Origin of the sequence: Parabacteroides goldsteinii DSM 19448 = WAL 12034 (genome assembly GCF_000969835.1) — a bacterium.
Classification (GTDB): Bacteria; Bacteroidota; Bacteroidia; order Bacteroidales; family Tannerellaceae; genus Parabacteroides; species Parabacteroides goldsteinii.
The window spans coordinates 1,603,099-1,625,597 of the sequence record NZ_KQ033912.1; the positions used below are offsets into that span (position 1 = coordinate 1,603,099).

Genomic DNA, 22,499 nt, shown 5'->3' on the forward strand with positions numbered 1-22,499 from the left:
ACGATTATTATCAAAACCGAGCAAACGTCTCCTTTATAATACCTACCGCCTCCATCATCTGTTCACGGGTAATAATCAGAGGTGGGGTGAAGCGGATAATATGGTCGTGCGTCGGCTTGGCTATCAGGCCGTTTTCTTTCAGTGCGAGGCAGATATCCCAGGCAACCTTTCCGTCATGCGGTTCGGTGACTACGGCATTCAGTAATCCTTTACCACGAACTTGTTTGACCATCGGATTGTCTATCTTTTCCATTTCACTACGGAAAAGTTCACCCATTGCATAAGCATTTTCAGACAGATGTTCATCGCGCACCACCTCCAATGCAGCAATACCGACGGCAGCAGCCAGCGGGTTTCCGCCATAAGTGGAACCATGTTCACCCGGAGCAATCGTCAGCATAATCTCATCGTTTGCCAGTACAGCGGAAACAGGAGTCACACCTCCTGAAAGAGCCTTGCCCAGTATCAGGATATCCGGATGAATATTCTCATAATCGCAAGCCAGCAGTTTCCCGGTACGACCGATACCGGTCTGTATCTCATCTGCGATGAACAGGACATTATGTTGTTTGCAGAGGTCGTAGCACCGGCGGAGATAACCGTCATCGGGAACAATTACGCCTGCCTCTCCCTGTACCGGCTCCAACAGGAGACCGACTACATCGGGATCTTGCAATGCTTCTGCCAATGCTTCTACATTATTATATTGTACTTTAATAAAACCCGGCGTGTATGGTCCGAAGTCTTCATAGGAACTCGGGTCGGTACTCATCGAGATGATTGTAATCGTCCGCCCGTGGAAGTTCTCGCTGCAAACAATAATCTTTGCTTTTTCGGGAGCGATACCCTTGATGCGGTATCCCCAGCGGCGTGCCAGCTTCAGGGCGGTCTCGACCGCTTCTGCTCCGGTATTCATCGGTAACAGTTTGTCGTAGCCGAAGAACTTACAGGCAAACTCCATATATTCACCCAATATATCTGCGTAAAATGCACGCGATACGAGTGTCAGCTTCTGCGCCTGTTCGGTTAATGCTTTGATGATTTTAGGATGACAATGCCCCTGGCTCAGGGCGGAATAACCGGACAGGAAATCAAAATAACGTTTGCCTTCCACGTCCCACACAAATACGCCTTCTCCTTTTTCGAGAACGACAGGCAGGGGATGATAGTTGTGTGCACCAAACTTCCCCTCACGGGTGATGTAATCTTCCGGTCTCATACTATTTCTGATTTAATTGTTTTTGTCAGACTGTAAGCGTTTCATACAGCCTTTGAGCCAAAGATAGTAATTTGAGTGACAGTATGTCACCGAAAGATATATGTTAAGAAACACACTATGACCGGACTTCTTCCACAATCCACCGTTCGATATTGCGTGTTTCTTTGCTGAAGTTAATACCAATCTTAAACAGCCTGCGACCGTCAGCCTCGAAAGGACGGGCATACTGTTTCCCATTGATCTGCCGGAGAGCCTCTTCGGCGGTACCATCCAGTTTAAACTCCATCACATAAATGAAGTGATCTGTCTTCAGCACCAGGTCAATACGTCCGTCGGAGGTATGATATTCCGCTTCAACATAAAAACCAATGAGCTTGAATACAATAAAAAGCACGTTCTGATAGTGGCGTTCCAGATCGGAAGCCAGCTCATAGGGCACATCGGCAAAGAAACTGCTAAGGCGGCGGAAGAAAGCATCATAGTCGCCGGCCATCACCTCATCTACAAACTTCTTGATCTGGAAAGGAGACTCCATCTTATCCACATTTGCATAAAAAGGCAACAGGAAGCGAATAAAACCTTCCTCCACTTCGCGGTTGGGGAAACCTAAACGATATAATCCGAAACGCCGGTCGTACCCCTTAATTGTCAGGTAGCCACTTTGGTAAATAACAGGGATCGGATTATCCGATGTAGAGTCGATGCTGTTAAGCGTATCGGAATCCGTTTCCTCATGCGCCATACGGTTAAGATCGTAATGATGCTTCTTCAGCAGTTCGACAAGATAGGTCGGCGTGCCGGTTTCAAACCAGTAACTATCCAATTGGCGGTACTTAAATGCATTAAGTAAACTGAATGGATTGTAGATACCGATACTATTCTCCACAAAATGATAACCGTCATAGCATTCCTTCAGTTCGGCACAGGCTTCATCATACGTCATATTTCGAGCGGAAGCCAACCCGTGGATATCCTCTTCAAAATAAGCGTGCAACTCCTCTTCGCTTATACCGCAAACAGAGACGAAAGGCTCCCGCATCGAGATATCGTCCAGATTATTCAAGTCACTGAATACACTTACCTTACCGAATTTTGTTACCCCCGTCAGCATGGCGAACTGGATAGAACCATCCATTGTTTTCAGTACGCCATAAAAAGGTTTCAGGGTGGAGCGGAAAGAGGCCTGCAATTCCTCGTTACCGATAGCCTGGAGCATCGGCTTATCGTATTCATCGACAAGGATGGCGACACGTTGGCCGCTTTGCTCGTGGGCCCGCTGGATGATACCGGCGAAACGCAGGGAGAGAGAACGCTCGGAAGGTTCCGCCCCGTACATTTTTTCCCATTGGGTCAGGGCTTTGTCCAGTATATTATCGAGGCTTTCCGGCTTATCGTACTTTTCAATGTTCAGATCGAGATGCAATACAGGCCGTTTTATCCACTCCTTTTCCAGACGTTCCATGGCCAACCCTACAAAGAGTTCTTTCTTCCCTTCAAAGTAAGCCAGCAAAGTGGAGATCAGCAGGCTTTTCCCGAAACGCCGGGGACGGCTCAGGAAATAATAACTGCCGGTCTTTACCATCCGGTAAGCCAGTCCGGTCTTATCTACATATACATACCCGCCTTGACGGAGTTTCTCGAAGTTCTGTATGCCGATGGGATAAATTCGCTCATTCATAATCTTTCATTATTAGTTGCCTCGTATGCTTACAAAGATAGTAAATAATCGATTACCGGATGCAGACGACGCGGAATACGCAGAGTCTCGCAGGCTTTTTATTAATAAATAATAGCATCTGCGACAACCTGCTTATCCTGCGTCGTTATCTGTGTCCGATTGTATGTATCCTACCAGACAATCACCTTACACACCATGCGGGCGGTCTGTACGATATACAGGCCGGGGGCCAGGGACCGGCGGTTAAGGCCGGGTTGGGCTTTGAATGTGGCCAGTGTTGCGCCGCCGAGGGTGAGGATGCGGACCTCTTCGGGGCGGTCGATTTCGAGGCAGAGGGCGGAAGGCTCTGTTCGGATTTTCAAGCCGGTGGTGATGGTGGCGTTGGCGACATCGGTGTTCTTTTGGATACCGGCGATCGAGATGGTGACCGGGGCACGGACGTAATCGATGATGTAAGCGCCGTCGCTTATGCGAGGAGTAATCGTTTCATCGCGGCCGACCGTTTCACCACGTCTGATTGTTACAACGGGGACGGATTGGTCGTAATCCTTATCCAGCGTGAGGTAGAAGCGGAAGTGGTCCCAGGACTCCACCTCGTAATTACCCGGAGCCGGATCGGTCATCGCACCTTCTACGGCAGGAAGGGTGACAGTGTAGTAAACCGGATCAGGCTCGGGACCTGGACCCGGATCGGGTGACGACTTAGCCACATAAGCCACAGCAAACGGACTGAAACCGGTAACAGTGATTTCCATATACTCATCAGCCAACGTCAGATTTCCTTTAGCCGTGGAATACACGTCGGTGCTACCGTCCGATTTGAGATGGATGATCGTGAAATCATGTTTGCTCTTGTCCACATTTTCCGGATACGGGATACGCACTTTCACTTTGTCGGTAGGCTGGACAGGAGTAACGGTAGTTTCAGACTTACCGCTGCTGTTATCGAAAATAGTCGTTACCTTGACCAGCGTCACTTCCATGAGAATCATATTATTCGCATCAATGTCAATATTAGCCTGCGAAGCAGCCGCCTCCGCCTTGCTCTTTACATCATTCTCCTTCGATTCGGGGACATCATCCTTTACCAGGCGAAGCTGGGACAGTTCGGTATCAGACGGAAGGGAACCTGCATCGGGGATGATAACCACCGGGGCATCCGTCGGACTTGTTTCCTCTTCCTTTTCTTTGGAGACGGCAGGTGTACCGATATTTTCCGGCTGTATCGGATCGGTCGGCGGGGTAAACCCGGCGGAGATCGTTACGTCGGAAGCGACGGTAAACCTAACAGGGTTCGTTACATCGGTATAATCAGATGTATTATTTACAGTCGTTTTTACAGTATATTTTAAGATACTATATCCCGGCACAGCCGTATTCGTCAATGTCAATTCAGCTCCATCAGCAACCACATCGCCGGAATTGATCACTTTGCCGGTCGCATCGGTAACGGTTATCGTGCCGCCTACAACAGTTTCGATAGTTACGATGTACTTCTGTGCTTCGGCCTTTTGGAATTTGACTTTATAAGTCTCCGTTGTCGAGCGATCCTCTGCGGTAACGGTCAGGGTAGCCGTACCGGAACCATCGGAAAGGGTGACGGTTACCGCATCGGACGGCAGGGTTGCACCGACATCGGCAGGCGTGCCGGAAAGGGTAATTTGTGCATTATCGGCAGTGGCGGAAGGAAGGGTTACAGTGTATTCTTTCCTGGCGGCGGTGAAGTCGGGAACTGGAATGAAAGTACCGGAATTATCAGTACCAACCTTATACTGCAACGATCTCAACCGGGTATCCGATGAAAGTTGTGCGGGTTTGGCTTCAAACTCTACGTCGACGGTCACCGGCTCTCCCGGCATAGTGAAAGTGTACTCGCCGGACTCGCCGGAAACGGGGTCCAATTGGAGGTTTTTAGCAGCCTCATTCGTGCAATACACTTTCAGGGAACCGAAAACGACCCTGTAACCGGTAGCCGGGGCGACTTTCAGTGTCACCTCCGTGCCGGAAATAAGCTTGGTACCGGAAGTTAGTGAGGTTCCGGCCGTATCCAAAGCCAACGTGCCGTTCGCCGGAGCGGAAAAAGTGACGGCATACGGAATCTTTTCGTACACCGCCTCTACCGTGACCGGGTATTCCGGTACGGTGAAGGAATAAGCATTATCTCTGCCTGCGACCGGCGTAACCACTACCATTGTGGCGGATGCATCCGTGCGGTAAGCCTTCGGGTAGCCAAAAGCCAGCCGGTAGCCTGTGGCGGGGGTAGTCGTAAGCGTCACTATCGTGCCGGGAACAAGCTCGGTGCCGGAGGTAAGCGAGGTTCCGGCAGTATCCAAGGCCAGCGAACCGTTCGCAGGGGCGGCAAAGGAAACAGCGTACGGGATCTTCTCGTACTTCGCCTCTACCGTAGCCGGATAGTCCGGCATGGTGAAGGTGTAGGTGTTATCGCTGCCGGTGACCGTCGTAACCTCTATCGTTGTGGCAGGCGTATCCGTGCGGTAGGCCTTCGGATAGCCGAAAACCATCCGGTAGCCCGCGGCGGGGACGGTTGTAATCGTCACCTTCGTGCCGGAATACAAGGTCGTAGGGGCAGTGAGCGTCTTGTCGTCTGCCGAGATCGAGAAAGAGGCCGAGCCTTCCGCGGGGGCCGCAAAAGTCAGCGTGAAAGGTAGAGCGGGGAAGTTGGGCTGAGCTTTCGTCCCGGTCCCTTCCTGCGCCCGGGCGGTCAGCGAGAAGACCGCCAGCAGGCATACAAGCCATAAACTAATATATCGTTTCATATCAAAGCGCTATTTTATAAGTGATGTTATTAATTCGGATCATGTAAATACCGGAAGGCAAGTCCAGGCGGGTATCGCCTGGAGCGATAGAGGCAGCGTAGACGACACGTCCGTCAGAGCGGACCACGGTAAGCGCAGCGGCCTCTCCGGAATAAACATGCAACGAGCCACGAGTTCCCCAGACACGGGCGGTGACGGCGGCAAGCGGCTGTTCGATACCCGTAGCAATGCCCTCTCCTATTTTCAGGCTGGCTACCCGGGCACGGGTGACGGCATTGGCGACGATAAAGGCCTCGAACGGCTTCACGGTGTACTCGCCTTCTTTCAGTTCAAAACGTTTACCGTCGGCATTCAACACGTAGATATTGGAAAGCGTCAGGTTCGCCAGGTTCGGGTTCGTTTGGAAAACGAACGTGCCATCCTCCAAGGCATCACCTAAAGTAACCGGAATGGTCGCCGGTATCTCGATCGCCTGGTCGGCAGAAGCGGTGGCGGCGAAGGTTACCGTAGTCGAATTCTCCTCGGCAGCAAGCAGATAGGGATTATCGGCGGCAATATTAACCTTTTTCGTTCCGTTAGCAGCATCGGATATGTTCGTCCAACCTTGGGCGGAGGCATCCTTACCGGTGTAGCCGGTGGCGGCATAAAGGCGTTGACCCTCGGCATCCCCCACGGAGGCCGTCAGGGTGACAGGGCTGCCGAAGGTTGTCCATTTGTTACCGAGCGTACGGGTGGTCGAGAAAGTTTCGGACACTTTCAATGGATTTGTCGTTACGACCTGTGCGCCTTCCTCCAGCGTCAGACTGAAGACAAAAGCATTGTCGGCATCGACGGTAAGTACGCCATTCGATTTAACAACGACGTCCTGGGCGGCGCAATTGGCATCCGAGAAATCCTTGGTATCGGAAATCGTGATTGTTTTCAGGTCTTCTACCTCAGTATAGACGCTCACGGCATTGGCTATCGCGGAGAAGAGCTTGACCGGCGTTCCATTACCATCCAGTCCTTTCTGAGAAGTACGGACTTCACCACCAGCATTCGTTACCTTCCAAAGCCGATACGTTTTGCCGGCTGTAACAGTCGTGGCAAAGGTTTTACCATTGTGCGACAGGGAAGATGGAGATTGGTCGGCAGCATCGGTGGCGGCAAAGGCTATGTCCTCGTAGCTTTCCAATGCGTTCGAGAACCGCCATTCCATCCAGGCGTTGGCAAGGGTTCCGGTGTTATGGATGGCGGTGTTGGCACAATAGAAGGTAACGGAGGTCGATGACGGATCAGTCACGGTGAAGGTACCGGAGTTATCGAGGCCGTAATATTCGTTATTATCTCCGGTATTCCCGATATACAGGCCTTTGCCCGTCAGCGTCAAGGAACCTTTATTCATCAGGGTAGAGGCTACGGATGAGCTGAGAGTGGAAGTGCTTTTATCCGCTGTGTTGATGGTCAGGGCGCAACCGTCGTTGATAGTTAGGGCAGCACCGTCGGTCGGTTTGATTACCACTTTATCGAAAGTCAGCGTCGGATTGCCGGTGACGGTGGCGATGACGAGTTTGTTGGTGGACGGAGATGCGCCATCGACCATTTTGACCGTGCCGTTGAAACGGGTCGATGTTCCGTTGTCTCCTTGTTTAGAACTCCATTTGCCATCGGAATAAGTGAGGGTGATGGTTTCTGTGTTGTCGGCAGGCAAAGGCAGCGGGCCAGGCATAGCTAGATAGTCGGCGGACTTCAAGTTGTCGGCAGGCTGACCGGCGATGGCTTCCCCGTAAGTTATCGGCAGTCCGTCGGCACCATAGCTGGCGATGGCTTTCAGTCGTGGAAGCAGGCCGTTCGTTTCGGTGTCGATGGCGGTGAAGGCTTTTGTATTTTCAGTACCTGCCCAAGAAGCGATATCGGTGGCGACCTCATCGAGATAGGTATCGGCGCCGTTTATCGCATCGGCGGCGATGTCGGCGGTTGGGGCGAAGGTGTTATCTCCTACCGTCAGCTGAATCTTGGTGCTGGCGTAGTTGTTGGAAAAGGTATCATTATCATTACTGCTATTACTATTCTTTCCGACAATACGACCGGCATGTTTACCAGAGGTGTTTCCGGTAGCTTTCACGCCGTCGGTATTTAAGGCGAGGCAATCCTTTACAGTAACGCTACTACCGCTCCAAATCCACCCGATAATACCGCCTGCATAAGCTGCGTCGCTGCTTGACGGTTCAGCAGAAACAGAGCCTGTGGCAAAACAAGATTCAATAACCACATATTGAGCAACTCCGATAATGCCGCCGGAAACACTTGATGACTGGGTTGCATTTGCGGTCATATTCCCTATTGAATAGCAGTGCGATAGATGACTTGGATTACTGCTACTACCATTAGTATCACTTTCGCCTACGACACCGCCCGCATAGGCGGAACCACCACTGGCGTTAACATCCATATTACCCGTGTTGAAGCAGGAAACAATAGAGGAGTTGAGACTTGTTCCTACGATTCCACCAGCATAATTATTCAGTCCTTGTATAATGGTGATAGTACCTCTGTTTGAACAAGCGCTAACCACCGAGTTTATTATTGAACCGGCAATTCCACCGACATCCCCACTCTTGTCTGATACAGAGAAACTGACCGCGCATCGGTTATGGCAATTGATGATTTTTCCATTCTCCACACGCCCCGCGATGCTACCCAGCGGGTAAGTATTGGCACCGCCTGTAATACTAGCCAATTGAATATTGTTGGCGCCTTCTTCATCGGCCATCGTCAGATTCCGCACGGTCGCTCCATACAGATAACCGAAAAGGCCGATATATTCTACCGAGGACGAGGATATCGTCATTCCGGTAATGGTCTTGCCGTTACCATCGAAGGTGCCTTGAAAGCATTTAGTGTAGTCGGTGTATGAAAGGTAGCTATAAGTCCCTATCGGTACCCAATTATTCACGAAACCAGCAGTGACGCCTTTAGGCGTAGCCAACGAGATATCATTGGCAAGCGTAACCGTACACTCTTTGAAGCCCGCATTGGAGGGATAGTAATTGCTATATGCCTCTTTGGTATTGGCGGTTGTCTTCCCTTTATTCGTTACCCAAGCGATCCACGCGAGGCCGCGGGGGGTCTTGACGGTGTAGTTGTTCACGGAGACGGAGACATCGACGCCATCCGGGCCGACATCGGCTGTCTCAGCGTATCCGACCCAGTCGGTAGGAAGAGTTTGCATTTTCGAGAAGGAGGATACTCCATTCTCCGTCGTCGTAAAGACGGTTCTTCTGTTCTCATCCATAAGTTGTTCATCGCCCAGCCAAACGGTGTAGCCGGTGTTCTTCGCGACGTTGATAGCGAAATGCTTATTTTTGTCGTCGGTGGTGAATTGGATAGCGGGATCAAGCGAGTCGCCGTTGGCATCTTTTATTTCCAGCGTCTTGCCGCTCCCTAGGGAGGCTTCAAACCTCCATTCGAGGAAGGGGGAATGCACATTATTGTCAAGAATTGCTTTTAATCCTCCAGAAGCCGTTATTTTCGCATCTTTGGCCGCAGATAAAGAAGCGCTATTCCCTATCGACACGCCATATTTGTTATCCGCTACGATATTTATTTTGCCTTTGAGGATAAGGTCTACTGAATGACCAGTAGTGTACAAATATATTCCATTTGAATATCCTTGGGAAAGGATATTCAATCCAGCAGCTCCACCATCCAGAAGCAGGTCGCACCCAACGTAGTTGTTGATTACTACTCCTTGGCATTTCAAGGTACTGGCAGAGCTGCCTGTCGCTTGGATACAGAGCGGATTACCGTTCTGTACCATATAAAGCAATGAGTCGTTGGCATTGTAGGTCAGGTTTAGCCCATCCAGTTTTAGGATCGGGTAGCTGTCAAGCTTATTATTATTAGGATCCTCTATCTTTTTCTCGCTTTTGATATCGATCGACCCATGCTTCCAGTCATTGTTCGTGCCCGTCAGCGTACCGGAGAACTCGTTCTCGGTACCATCAGTCCCGATCTTGCAAAACCAAGCGTAATCGGTCGAACTGCCAGATTTCTGTTTATAGGTCAGGGTTAGTTTGCCACTGATACTGCTCACATCCAGGTCTTTTATCTCTTGCGCCCCTCCCCCCTTCGGCCATAAAAAAGCCAGTATCATGATACTGATTATCCGTGCAGCGCCCCTCCGGCTCGCTGCACGGTGGTTTCTTTTTACATATAAAAAGTTGTTCATAAGTAAATATGTCTATTTAAATGATTAATGTTATATATAAAAGATGGAAGATGATGGGAGAATTATTAATAATAAGGCAATGTTGCAATGAAGATTGCAAGGATTCGGTTTTTGGCAGATTTGAATGTTACTTTTCTCTTGAAAGAAAAGTAACCAAAAGTTCAAGGCTGCATCTGTCTCGCTACTCAACATCCTTCGTTCGCTGTCGTCTGTGAAGCCGGTTAAGCCTTGATCTTTTGACTACTTTTGGATCAAGCCAAAAGTAGGTTCAAAACTTTCTATAACGACTCTATTTCTTCGACCGACAAACCTGTACATTCTGCAATGCCGGTAGCCGCGATACCCATACGTTTCATATTAATTGCTGTCTGACGCAGAGCTTTGGCTTTTCCTTTGGCCTCTCCTTCAGCCAGGCCCTCTGCTTTGCCTTCGGCCAGGCCTTCGATACGGCCCTCCCATTTGGCGGTGTCGAGCACGTCGTTCTGGATCATGATCACATTCAGATGTTCGTCGTACGCTTGACGCTCCTGCAAGGACATGGAGTAATACTTCAGTTTCTCGCGGGCTTCACGAAGACCGGGAGCAGTCGTGTCGGGACGGATCGTGCCGTCTTTCAGGTAGGCGATCCATTCGTCCAGAGGGGTTGTGGCCACTTTGTCGAACTCGTTTACACGGATCAGGATGTACTCGGGGAAAATCTCGGCAGGCAGGCGGGTTATGACGGCATCCCGGTCGCGCATGTTGATTCGCAAACGATCGCCGGTATGCACACCTGTGAAATGATTCTGTCCGTGGTAGAAATAGTCCGTCCCCACGCCCAGATCGAAATAGAGGATACTGATCGAGTAGACCTTCTTTACTTTCTGATAGCCTTCGCCCAGCGAGATATGCTCGGTGATGGCTTTGGTTACGCCGTAAAGGATGCGTTCGAGGTAATGCACTTCGCGCGTATTCTGAATTTCGACGATGATAATCTCACCTTTGCTGTTCAGGGCTTTGATATCGACACGGTTGAATTTGTCGTCGGCACTTTCCTGGTTGCTTTCGCTTTCGAGAATTTCGAGGATACGAACTTCTTCACGCAGCATAACGGTCAGGAAACCGTTGAGCACATCGAAGTTGGCCTTCTGACGCAACAAACGTTTGATGGCCCAATCGAAGCGGATATACCGGTCCTGTAACTCTTTTCTTTCATTCTCTGCCATGACTTTCGGATCTAAATTTTTCATAATTAAGTGTTTTATGTATTATGTAGTTCACAAAGATATACAAGAAAATGAAACCGGCCACCTCTTTTTCCTCATTATTTTCCTCCATCATCTTCCATCATGTCAAAGAACTCTCCGGGTGGCCAGTGCAAAGGCTGTTAAGATATTGCACCGGCTACCGCTGTATTATTCGATCTCCGGACGATCGCCTCCACCGGGAGACGGATCGGGATCGGGGGTCGGGTCAGGCACCGGGTCAGGGGTCGGATAGGGTTTATCGTCGGGCTGGGTCGGTGTAGAAGGGCCACCTTTAGCAGCGATCAAGTCTTTGTATTTGCGGAAGATCTGGTTCACCGTGTCAATAAAGCCGTTGATCACGTCGGTCGGTTCCAATACGGCATAGGCGTTGACGCGCTGGACGACCAGGTCGAGCGTCTCGTCGGTCGCCTTGCGGGCCTTCGAGGTGTCGGTCTTCACGCGGGCGGTGTATTCGTCGGTGCGGGAAGCGTCGAGCGTCTTGTACTCGCCGTTCTGGGTTTTCAACTGGGTGACATACGTTTCGAGATGAAGGGTCTGCAGCGCCGTTGCCACTTCAGGTTTAGCCAGGTCGGCCAGCAGTCCGTCGATCAGGGCGGTTTCTTCGGCATAGGCCTTGCTGTACAGCTTGTCGTAGGCACGGAGCACGGCGTCGACCGTACGGGCTGCCGACTGGAAGGCAGGATCGGGGCAGACCAGATAGGAGCCGTTCATAGAGAATATGAACTGGATCGTCTTGTCGCGTTCACCGTCTTTGGTTACCAACTGGTCAGTTGTCGCGCTTTTGGTGATGCGGTTGACGCATTCGCCTTCACGGTCGATACATTCCTTGTAACCGGGAGCCAGCGACTCGAGATGCAGCGCGGCAATCGTAACGACCAGGATACGGTCGTATATCTCCGTATTCATGTTCTTGTGGGCCGCGTTGCTCAACTTCGTTTTGTTAATCGTGCCGATTTGTTTTGCTAATGGCATAATCGTCTGTTTTAATATTGATACTAGAAATTATTTCGTTTTTTCTATTTTAAAAGCTCCGTCGGCCGGAGAAACCGTCGCTACGGTTGTCGGGGCCGTTCCGCCCGCCAACGGAGGTATCGCTACGACCTCAGCAACCGTTTTGCCGACCGGCAGAGGCTTCGCTACGGTCGTTGTATTCCTTTTTCCTACTGGCGGAGACTCCGCGACAGTCGCAGCGATAACTCCGCCGACCTACAGCCGCTGTATCCATTCGTTGAGCTCCTCTTCCCGAGGAACAGCCAGTTTGAGCTTAAGCCGGTAGCGGGTAGTGTGAAGGCTGCCTTGCGAAATAGATAGTCGTTTCATCGCCTCTTTATTGTTTATTTTCATTTTAATAAGCATACATAGAAATTCGTCCGACCGGGTCAATGCTGGACAATGGGCATGCAGGCGCGCCAGGAACTCCGGATGATTAGCCCGGAAAGTTTCACACAGCCGGTCGTTTCCTATTTCTGCTTTGTCGGGCATTGCACCGTCTTCAGGCTCTGTGTCGGGCGTAGGCGAAGCGGCTATAGAAAGAGATTCCAATTTACGGTTAACGCATTGGTGATACACATCGATCTTCCGGTTCAAATGATACCAGAAAATGCAATTTGTTGCCAGCAGAAGATAAAAAAGAACCGAGAGAATTACCACCGTCCAGCGGAGATATACCTCGCCCACGATCATCACCGCTACCATCTGCAACAAGGGTAGCGATAAAAGGATCGGAATCAGGAATGCCTGTGTTCTTTTCTTCTTCATATCAGCTCTTTTTATTTGCACCCAAAGTAAAACAATACTTTGCGTCCGCTCACTCTCACAGTCTGAACAATTTGCTGAACAACGACTGAACAACAACGTTTTTTTTCACATTTCTGTTCATCACACGTTACTGAACAAATAGCTCACGGCCTTGTCTTCGGACGCTGTAAAGGTATATACTGGCTCATGAACCACCTCGGATAACCAATAGACGGTTTAATAGATTTCCTACAAAAACAAGGGGTAAAACCGGATAAATACACTATTTTTGTCCCCAACCTTAAATATCAACCAAGATATGAGCAATTATCTGTTTTCCTCCATTTTTTTTCTTCTTTTTCTGCTGGCCGGTTGCCGACAGCATCCCGTCGACCCTTTACAACCGCTCGAAGCACGGCTGGCTACAAATACTGAAACGACGCTTAAGGAATATAATGACCGGAACGAAAAACTGCTCCGGCAGAAAAACTGCGATTCGGTTATCACATGCAGCAGGCAGCTGCTCCGGGCTTTTCCGCAATACCCGACGGGCAACAGCGACTCGGTATTGAAGGAGACACGCCGCCTGCTCAACTTCTACCTGAAAAGTAGTACCCAAAACAAACAAGCGGCCGGAAACAGCCTGCTGACGGATAGTTTGCTGGAGGCAGACCACCTTTATTTCGACGGGCCTGCCCATTACGACCTGCTGGCCGTCTGCACCGCCTTCCACAATTACGGCAACGACCCGGAAGGGACGCGCAAGTTGATCGAACGCTTTGCCGCCCTTCCTCCCTCGCCCGACCCGGCACAGGAAATCTATGCCTGCCACCTGGTTGCCAACGCCTGCTATCATTACAGCGAACAACCGGAAAGGGAGATTCTTTTTCAGAAACGGGCCGTCGACGCTTACCATGTCGGCGGAGAAGCCGATGACCCGGCCGATCTTTTAAGTACATTAGGCAATTATTACCGTCGCAGGGGCCTGTATGAACAGGCCATCGGTTATTTGCAGGAGGCCCGCGACTGGTGCCTGGCCCACCCCGACCAACTAAACGATGGGTTCGTCTATAACTTTACCGACCTGGCTAACCTGTACGACACGATGGAGCAACAGGATAAGGCACTGGAAAACATTTCGCAGGCCATCGCCTACTCCCTTGCGCTCGACAGCGTGGTGCTGAGCGACCTCTACCGCATGAAAGCAGGCATGTTCTGGAAACCCGAACAGAAAGATTCGGCACAGTTTTATATTCTAAAGGCGCTCAGGCTGGGTGAAGCGCATCAGCACCAGGCGGAGATCGCAGCGGCAAAGAACTTGCTTTACAGCTTCTACGACGAATTTTACCCGGACTCGGTGGCACTGGTAGTGAAAGGTTTCCGGGAATTATGCGCCGTTTCGCAAAACGACGTCATGAGCTATCACTACCCGACTTTCCGTTTTTCTTTAGGGAACGCTCTGGTCAAAACGGGACAGTTGCAGGAAGGTTTTCCGCTGATGGAAGAGACTATGGACTATTATCTGGAACAGGATTTCCCAGAAATGATCGACTGGTGCGGGAATATCTTGCTAAAAAGATATGCGGAACATAAGATGTACAGCCGGATAGGCGAGATTTACCCGGTCTATACCGCCATACATGATTCTTTACAGAAAAAAGAAAAGCAGCGGTATGCCATCGCCGCCAATATCCGTTATGAAACGGAACGAAAGGAACAGGAAAACCGTGCGTTGACTGCCGAGGTGGCACTGAAAGAGCAATCGCTCGTCTATACCCGGATTATCCTGGGGTTGTCGGGCTGTTTACTGGCTGCCGGAGTCGTTTACCTGATCCGTCGCCGTCGTCGCCATCTCAAAGAACAGGAAGAACACCGCCGCCAACTGAACGAGTTACTGACTTCACAGCAGGAACTGAACCGGCGTAATGAAACGTTAAGTCGTGAACTGGAACAGGTTTCGCACAACGAAATCATCGACAATGTGCGTCGGCAACTCGACCCGACCTTGTTGAGCGGCGAGGACGAAAAGCGTTTCCGCCAATCGTTCGCCGCCCTTTATCCGCGCTATCTGCCCGGACTGCGGAGCCGCTGTCCGGAACTGACCAAGTCGGACGAATTATTTTGCATGCTCATTTACCTGAAACAAAATACGGATGAAATAGCTTTGGCCTTAGGTATTTCGCGCGCCAGTGTCAACACGGCACGGAGCCGGATACGAAAAAAATTCGGATTACAAAAGGAAGATTCGCTGGATAACTACCTGCAAGTAAACTAAAAAAGGGATGACCTTTGTCATCCCCTTTTTCTTGTTTGGCGTGAAATATATATAGTCTTGAGAATTAAATGCGTATTATTTATCGACAGTTTTAAGGCTTACCGGCTTAAACAGGAATATGAATAAAAACAGCAATACCGCCGTGCAAGCCGAAGAGATCAGGAACAATACCGGCCAGTCACATTTGTCGCCGTCACGGAACTGACCGATCAACCATCCGTTCCACAAAGTTCCTATCAGGAAACCGATCCCCCAGACCAGGAAGAAAAGTAATCCCTGCGCCTGTGCCTTCATCTCTTTCGGTGCCACATTATCGGTATATACCTGTCCGCCGACATAGAATAATCCGAAAATCAAACCGTGCACAATGATACCGATATAATAGAACCATTGCTGCCCTGTTTCCGCCCCAAAGAAAAAGGCCCCGTAACGAACCAGCATAGCAGCCATACCAAATATCAATGTATTCTTAATACCCGATTTTACCAGAATAGTCGTGGTAATTATCAGGAAAAACATCTCTGCCAATTGCCCGAAGTTCATCGTCACTGTGATATTTCGTACCTGTTCGTCCGCCAGAATCATGGAACCGTATACATGGTAAAGCGTAAACGGGATGATCGACAAGAATGTAAGAATCATAAACACACGGTAATTCTTATCTTTCATCAAAGAAAAAGCGGAGAATCCTGTAATATCCATCACCGATATCTTTGTGCTCTTTGCCACCGACGGAGGAGTATGCGGAAGTGTCAGGTTGGCAAAAGCAGCAATGAAACAGACACCCGCTCCGCAATACATCGGCAGGTTCGTATCATCGAACGCTTCCATCCCTAACAAATGGATAGCTACCAGACTGAAAATCCCCGAAGCTACCCATCCGACCGAACCGAACATACGTATACGCGGGAACTGCTCGGAAGGAGCGTGGCTCATCGCAATCGTACTTGTCAGACTCTGTGTCGGCATGTGACAAAGCATTGCCATTACAACAAAGAACATGAGAGGAGGAAAATCCTGCTGCTGAGCAGCCAGCAGCAGGAAAACTCCCGTTAAAATATTCAAAACTGCCAAAATCTTCTCTGCGGCAAAATAGCGGTCGGCAATTGCTCCGATAAACGAAGAGGCCATTGCACCGATAGCCATTGCACTTAATACTAAAGAAACCTGATACACTTCCAGCTTGAGCGTGTGAGACAAATAAGCCGCCAGCGGCACCCACCAGACAGCACTCAGCATGTACTGCAAAAACATCATCAGACAAAGTTGAATCTTTGTTCCTATTCCTGTATTAAAATGTAGTGTACTCATGATAGTAATATAAAAAGGTTTCTTGTTGTGTTTTCCAATCGTTGCTCAAAAGTACTCCCTATCAAAAGAAAAGTATGTTTGTTCCGGTTGCATTAATTCCTCTAATCATCTCATTCTGTGCTATTCTCACCCGGTATGATACGATTTTTGAAATCCGTGATACAATAAATGAAAACTGGTAATACAATTTTGCATATCTTGCAGTGTCAAACAACAAACTTATATATGAGCTATCTGAAGTTGATCTTATCTATACTTTTCCTGTCTTGTTCCTGCTGGCTTTTTGCAGAAGAAAGCAACTATCTCTTCCGCCATTACCAGGTGGAAAACGGGTTAAGCGATAATATGGTGACCTGTTGCGTGCAGGATAAAAGCGGCTATATATGGATCGGGACTCGTGACGGACTGAACCGTTTTGACGGCTATACATTTAAAGTATTCCGGAATGACCCGGACGTTCCGGAATCGCTCGGCAACAACTGGATCACACATCTGGACTGCGACCGTGACGGGAATTTATGGGTGGGTACCCTTTCCGGGCTATACCAGTACAATGAGGCCAAAGAATCATTTCTGCATGTTCCTTTCACAAAAAACAAAGGGATCGACCTATTCCGGTTTGATAAAAACAATCAGCTGTGGTTGCTCATGGACGGAACACTGATACAATATAATGTATCCGACGGACAGTTTCATATCTTTGCCGGTAATAACGGACAGACCTATACCTCCTTTTGTATCATGGCAGACAATTCCCTTTGGCTGGGTGATTCGGAAGGCTTTATCTCTCTGTTGAACCCGGAAGACGGCAGTCTGGAATCGCACAACCTGTTTGCCCATTCACCTGCCACTACCTCCCGGAAGTTATCCATGCTATCCCCCTCTCCTTCTTCTGCCAACATCTATGTGGCATTTGAGCATGATGACGTGAAAATATTCAATGTTCTTTCAAAAACCTATCAGGACCTGAATATCCAGGAAAAAAATCAATTGACTATCCTGATCAACTGTTTCCTCGAAAAAAACCAGAAAGAACTCTGGATCGGAACCGACTCGGGCCTGTTCATCTATGACCTGGACCTCGGAACCTGCAAACGTATCAGGCAGGACCCGTTAGACCCCTATGCACTATCCAGCCATTTTGTCTCAGCCTTGTTTAAAGACCGCGAAGACGGAGTCTGGATATGCTTCCACCAGAACGGAGTGAACTACTACTCTCCCTTCCGTCCTTTCAACGTATATTATCCCTGGAACGAAACGCATTCGCTGAAAGGAGAAGTAATACGCGACATTTGTACAGACATCTACGGGAATATCTGGGTAGGGACAGAAGACGCCGGCATCAATTGCCTGGAAAAGAAAACCGGGACTTTCACCAACTACCAGCCTGTCCCCGGCATGAAAAGTCTTTCACACACCAATATCCGGGGATTGGCGGCCTCCGGGGATAACCTGTGGATAGGCCATGTGATACACGGCATCGACCTGATGGATATACGGACCCGGAAAGTAATCAAACACTACGACCTGCTGAAAGATGCACAAACGGTAAAGAACAGTACCGTCAAATGTATCAAGGTCCTGCGTGAGGGAGAAGTACTGGTCGGAACGGAAGACGGCATTTTCCGTTACGATTACCTGAACGATCGCTTTGTCTATGCTACCCAATTCCCGCCATTCGCCGTCAACTGCCTGTATGAGGACCGGGTCGGAAAGATATGGCTCGGCATGTTCAACCGGAGCTATTATTTCAATACGATCAGCAATAGCGGTATGTATCTCCAATATGATAAACTGAACACCCAGCGCCACAATTCAGTAAACGATGCCTGTGAAGACAAATCCGGCAATATGTGGTTTGCCACGGTGGAAGGAGTGATCAAATATGACTTTCAAACCGGCGAATCATTACATTATACGGTGAAAAACGGTATGCCGAGTAACGTTGCTTTCCGTATTCTCCCCGATGATAATAATCATATCTGGATCAGTACCGCAAACGGATTGGTTCGCCTTAACACACAGACCGAAGAAATCACTACCTACACGGAAGCACACGGCCTCGTTACCCGGCAGTTCAATTATAACTCAGCTTTCAAAGATGAAGACGGTACCCTTTATTTTGGTACAGTGAAAGGATTTATACACTTCAGACCGACGGATGTACGTCCGGCAGACGAAAAGATGGACGTACATATCAGTTCCCTGGATATACAGAACGGAGCAGACGGAAGAAAAGTTATCAACAGTTCAGCCGTATCGGAAGTCAAAAGCATTACACTGAATCATAAAGAATCGTCTTTCAATATCAATTTCTCAGCTCTCAACTTCATTGCTCCCGGTTCAGTGCAATACGCTTACCGGATGGTTAACCTCGACAGGGATTGGATTTCACTCGGAGAACGTAACATCGTTTACTTCACCGATCTGCATCCGGGCAGCTATACATTTGAAGTAAAAGCAGCCAATCTTGCCAATAGCTGGGGGGATGATATTACCCGACTGCATATCACGGTACTCCCTCCCTGGTGGACATCCACTACAGCCTATGTAATTTATGCTTTCTTCTTCCTTGTAATGATTATTTACCTGATCTTTTCCTGGCAAAAGAAAGAAAGAAGGAATATGGCATACAACATGCAGATATTTGAAAGCAAGAAAGAAAAAGAACTTTACCAGGCAAAGATAGACTTCTTTATCAACATCGCACATGAGATCCGCACGCCACTCACGCTGATCAAGAATCCGCTGGAACGCCTGCTGAAATCGGACAAGATCGGAGAAAAAGAGAATAACTCACTGATACTAATGGATAAAAATGTATCCCGCCTGTTATCACTCGTCAACCAGTTGCTAGATTTCCGGAAAACAGAGATCGAAGGTTATCGTCTAAACTTTGTCCGCACGGAAGTCGTTTCACTCCTTTCCGAGACCGCCAAACGCTTTCAGGATATAGCCACGGAGAATAATCTCCTGTTAAATCTGGATCTGTCTGTACAGGAGCTATATGTTTTTGTTGACCGCGAAGCTCTCACCAAGATAATGAGCAACCTGTTTTCGAATGCCGTTAAGTATGCAGCCAAGAGCATCGTGGTGCGCTTGCATCTATCTTCCGATTACGAAACATTCATGATCGACTTTATCAACGACGGGGTTCCCGTTCCTATCGATATGAGGGATAAAATATTCGAACCTTTCTACCGTATCAAAGGGAATGAAGATAAGCCAGGGACCGGTCTGGGATTACCATTAGCTCGCTCGCTAGCCGAAATGCATCATGGAATACTTGAATTGGTTGACTTCCAAAACAACCAGACAATGTTCCGTATCACCCTGCCGGTAAAACAAACCGGAGCAGTAAAAACAACAGACGAGGAATCTCAGCCACAGACATCCCTTCCTAAAATAACTTATACCTGCGAAGAGGGGCGTCCGACCGTCCTGATCGTTGAAGACAATAAGGAAATGAGTGCTTTCATCGCAGACGAGGTCAATGAGAACTATAATGTATTGGTGGCCGGTAATGGCTCCGAGGCATTGGACTGGTTGAAAAAACAGAGTGTACAACTTATTATAAGCGATGTCATGATGCCGGTAATGGATGGCTTTGCCCTCCTCCAACACGTAAAAGCGGATATTGAATTCAGCCATATCCCGATCATTTTATTAACAGCAAAAAATACCATGCAGTCACGCCTGGAAGGGTTGGAACTCGGAGCAGATGCTTATATAGACAAACCGTTTTCCACCAGCTTGCTGATGGCACAAATTTCAAATCTGTTATCAAACCGGGACAATATCCGTAAGTTCTATTTCAACTCACCGATCGCCAACATGAAATCGATGGCTTACACCAAAGCAGACGAAGGTTTCCTTGAAAAATTGAACGAGATTATCAACGAACATATTGGTAATCCGGACCTGGATGTAAACATGATCGCCGACCTGATGCACCTGAGCCGCCCGACACTGTACCGTAAAATCCGTGCCATATCAGATCTTACTCCCAATGAACTGATCAAAATCAGCCGTTTAAAGAAAGCAGCCGAACTATTGCTACAGGGAAATATGAAGATATATGAGATATCGGATGCAGTAGGATTCAGTTCGCAATCTTATTTCTGGTCTGCATTTATCAAACAGTTTGGAGTTAGCCCGTCAAAATATGCAAAAGAAAACAGGTAGAAACACATACCCCCTGTTGCACGGTAAAAGAAAATGAGATCATTGATAATCAACACCTATTAAGCAAACAGGACAGAAAAGGACAAAAAGGACACCGCCACATTTTCAGAAAGCAAGGCTCTCTGCATACCCTACGCTTCACATATTTTAGGGTTCGTTCTTGCACTGTCACATTCGTTTCTTTTAATTTAATCGGAACGCCCTATTTCTATACTATTATACTTGTTCTTTTCATTTCTTTTTTTTATCTTTGGAAAAAGTGAATCATATGGCTGAAGTAGAAAAAAATAGTATAAGAAAAATAGAATATATTCATTATCAACCATCCAATGATATTAATGATTTTATTTTCTATTTCAAAAAATATGCGCTACCTCATATTCGAGCCTTTATTGCCAAACTTAAACTTCGTAAAAAATAAGGGACTCACTTTCTGAAAATGTGGCGGTGTCCTTTTTGTCCTTTTCTGTCCCTATCTTTTAATACTAGCTGATTTACAACCATTTACCCTATAGCCCACCATGCAACTGGATATAAGGTAGCGAGGGGCGGAATATAGGGTATTCGACCATACCCTATAGAGAAAAACAGGATACGGTTCCCTAAACAGAACTCGCTTATAAACAACAAAAGGCATCCTTTCCGGGACACCTTTTGCTATTCATATTTTTATATGGATTTCTTTCTATCTTATTCCTGAGTTGCCAGGTGATTCTTCAATGGGTTGGTATACATTTCCAGAATTTTTGTACGCAGGAAGGCTTCATCCTTGTTTGGCAATACAATTTTATCCAACTGTCCCTGCAAATATTCTTCAAAGTGTTTTTTGTCTCTTAAACCGTAGTTACTACTGAAACGCTTTGTACCTGTCAACATATCGTATGCTACGTAATTACAAGGATAGAAACGGTAATGTTTATAGATTTCCTTGTCTATGATGTTTGCGATAGTAGCGATCAGTTCATTCTTTTCCATATCCTTATCCAAAGCAGCTAGCTGATCATTGATAGGCTGTGTCAATGTAAAATGAACGCGGCCCTTATTGTTCAGGATACCTGTTTCCATACTCAAGAGGTCGTCACGCTGACTTTTCACATAATTGGGATCATCGCGTTTCATCTGGAACTCTTTTGCTTTCAGGAAGTCACACGGATCATACTCGTAAGAAATAGCTACCGGGAAGATATTCAAATCCATGATATTCGATACGATATCCTTGTCACCGCTCATATTCAGCATTTTCAATACGCTACCCTGTGTACGGTCATTTGAATCCTTGGCACGGCCTTCACGCTGTGCAATCCAGATCGATTCTTTCGTATCGTTGATCGTATGACGGATATAAGCAGACAATGTACGGCTTACATCCAGCATCTGACGTACGGAAACACCACGTTTCACGATAAAACTGTTGTTCAGGCGAACCAAAGTTTCTATCCAGGGACGGATCATCAGATTATCACCGATGGCTACCTGTGTCATACCATAACCTACATCATACAACATGACATTCAGGAAGGAAGCATCCAATACAATATCCCGATGATTGGAAATAAACGTACAAGGCTTTTTATCCTTCGGCAGACGGCTTCGTCCGGAGATCGTCAGCGAGAAAGTCGTCTTGTTAGCCACCATCATCACTGCCTCATAAGCCAGCTTCGATTTAAAATCTTCTTTCGTCTTGAAAGAACGCATTGTTTCGGAAAACTCTTTCCAGTTTACATCCGGTTTGATGTACCGGAAGGCCCGCTCGAAATCTTCGTTGGTTACCAATGCCTCGATTGCATCCTTCACCTCGTTGTTGTTCAGCGGACGAATGTCGTCAAAATTATAGGAAACTTCTGTATCCATATCGTTTAA

The 22,499-nt window shown here is 48.1% G+C and carries 12 protein-coding genes; 3 read left to right on the forward strand and 9 right to left on the reverse strand.

Going from position 1 to position 22,499, the window contains the following annotated elements; genetic code table 11:
* Nucleotides 1–10: 10 nt before the first annotated feature.
* From rocD to HMPREF1535_RS06120, 7 genes are all read right to left on the reverse strand, one after another.
* Nucleotides 11–1,219, reverse strand: coding sequence for an ornithine--oxo-acid transaminase (gene rocD, locus HMPREF1535_RS06090; protein WP_046145593.1), 1,209 nt, complete (start codon nucleotides 1,217–1,219; stop codon nucleotides 11–13).
* Between the two features lie 115 nt (nucleotides 1,220–1,334).
* On the reverse strand, nucleotides 1,335–2,897 hold the full coding sequence (locus HMPREF1535_RS06095; protein WP_046145594.1) for an ATP-binding protein: 1,563 nt from the start codon (nucleotides 2,895–2,897) through the stop codon (nucleotides 1,335–1,337).
* Nucleotides 2,898–3,067: 170 nt separating this feature from the next.
* Entirely contained in the window at nucleotides 3,068–5,674 is a 2,607-nt protein-coding gene (locus HMPREF1535_RS06100; protein ID WP_046145595.1) for a cadherin-like beta sandwich domain-containing protein, read from the reverse strand.
* Nucleotide 5,675: 1 nt separating this feature from the next.
* On the reverse strand, nucleotides 5,676–9,884 hold the full coding sequence (locus tag HMPREF1535_RS06105) for a hypothetical protein (protein WP_046145596.1): 4,209 nt from the start codon (nucleotides 9,882–9,884) through the stop codon (nucleotides 5,676–5,678).
* 278 nt (nucleotides 9,885–10,162) lie between these two features.
* Nucleotides 10,163–11,113 carry an Rpn family recombination-promoting nuclease/putative transposase gene (locus HMPREF1535_RS06110; protein ID WP_046145597.1) on the reverse strand — a complete coding sequence of 317 codons (951 nt, stop codon included), beginning with the start codon at nucleotides 11,111–11,113 and terminating at the stop codon, nucleotides 10,163–10,165.
* Nucleotides 11,114–11,278: 165 nt separating this feature from the next.
* Entirely contained in the window at nucleotides 11,279–12,103 is an 825-nt protein-coding gene (locus tag HMPREF1535_RS06115; RefSeq protein WP_046145598.1) for a DUF6261 family protein, read from the reverse strand.
* 234 nt (nucleotides 12,104–12,337) lie between these two features.
* Nucleotides 12,338–12,889, reverse strand: coding sequence for a helix-turn-helix transcriptional regulator (locus tag HMPREF1535_RS06120; RefSeq protein ID WP_046145599.1), 552 nt, complete (start codon nucleotides 12,887–12,889; stop codon nucleotides 12,338–12,340).
* Nucleotides 12,890–13,187: 298 nt separating this feature from the next.
* Here HMPREF1535_RS06120 and HMPREF1535_RS06125 point away from each other — a divergent pair, with 298 nt between their 5' ends.
* Complete coding sequence (locus tag HMPREF1535_RS06125; protein ID WP_148499101.1) at nucleotides 13,188–15,143, forward strand: tetratricopeptide repeat protein; 1,956 nt, start codon at nucleotides 13,188–13,190, stop codon at nucleotides 15,141–15,143.
* A 75-nt stretch (nucleotides 15,144–15,218) separates the two neighbouring features.
* On the opposite strand, the gene HMPREF1535_RS06130 is transcribed toward HMPREF1535_RS06125, so the two are convergent.
* On the reverse strand, nucleotides 15,219–16,454 hold the full coding sequence (locus HMPREF1535_RS06130; RefSeq protein WP_007655681.1) for an MFS transporter: 1,236 nt from the start codon (nucleotides 16,452–16,454) through the stop codon (nucleotides 15,219–15,221).
* A 225-nt stretch (nucleotides 16,455–16,679) separates the two neighbouring features.
* Here HMPREF1535_RS06130 and HMPREF1535_RS06135 point away from each other — a divergent pair, with 225 nt between their 5' ends.
* Nucleotides 16,680–20,639, forward strand: a complete 3,960-nt coding sequence (locus HMPREF1535_RS06135; RefSeq protein ID WP_010801506.1) for a hybrid sensor histidine kinase/response regulator — start codon at nucleotides 16,680–16,682, stop codon at nucleotides 20,637–20,639.
* 268 nt (nucleotides 20,640–20,907) lie between these two features.
* Nucleotides 20,908–21,060, forward strand: coding sequence for a hypothetical protein (locus tag HMPREF1535_RS25745; protein ID WP_154670866.1), 153 nt, complete (start codon nucleotides 20,908–20,910; stop codon nucleotides 21,058–21,060).
* Nucleotides 21,061–21,329: 269 nt separating this feature from the next.
* Here the strand turns inward: HMPREF1535_RS25745 and HMPREF1535_RS06140 are convergent, their stop codons facing one another.
* On the reverse strand, nucleotides 21,330–22,490 hold the full coding sequence (locus tag HMPREF1535_RS06140; protein WP_046145600.1) for a 1-acyl-sn-glycerol-3-phosphate acyltransferase: 1,161 nt from the start codon (nucleotides 22,488–22,490) through the stop codon (nucleotides 21,330–21,332).
* Nucleotides 22,491–22,499: the final 9 nt, after the last annotated feature.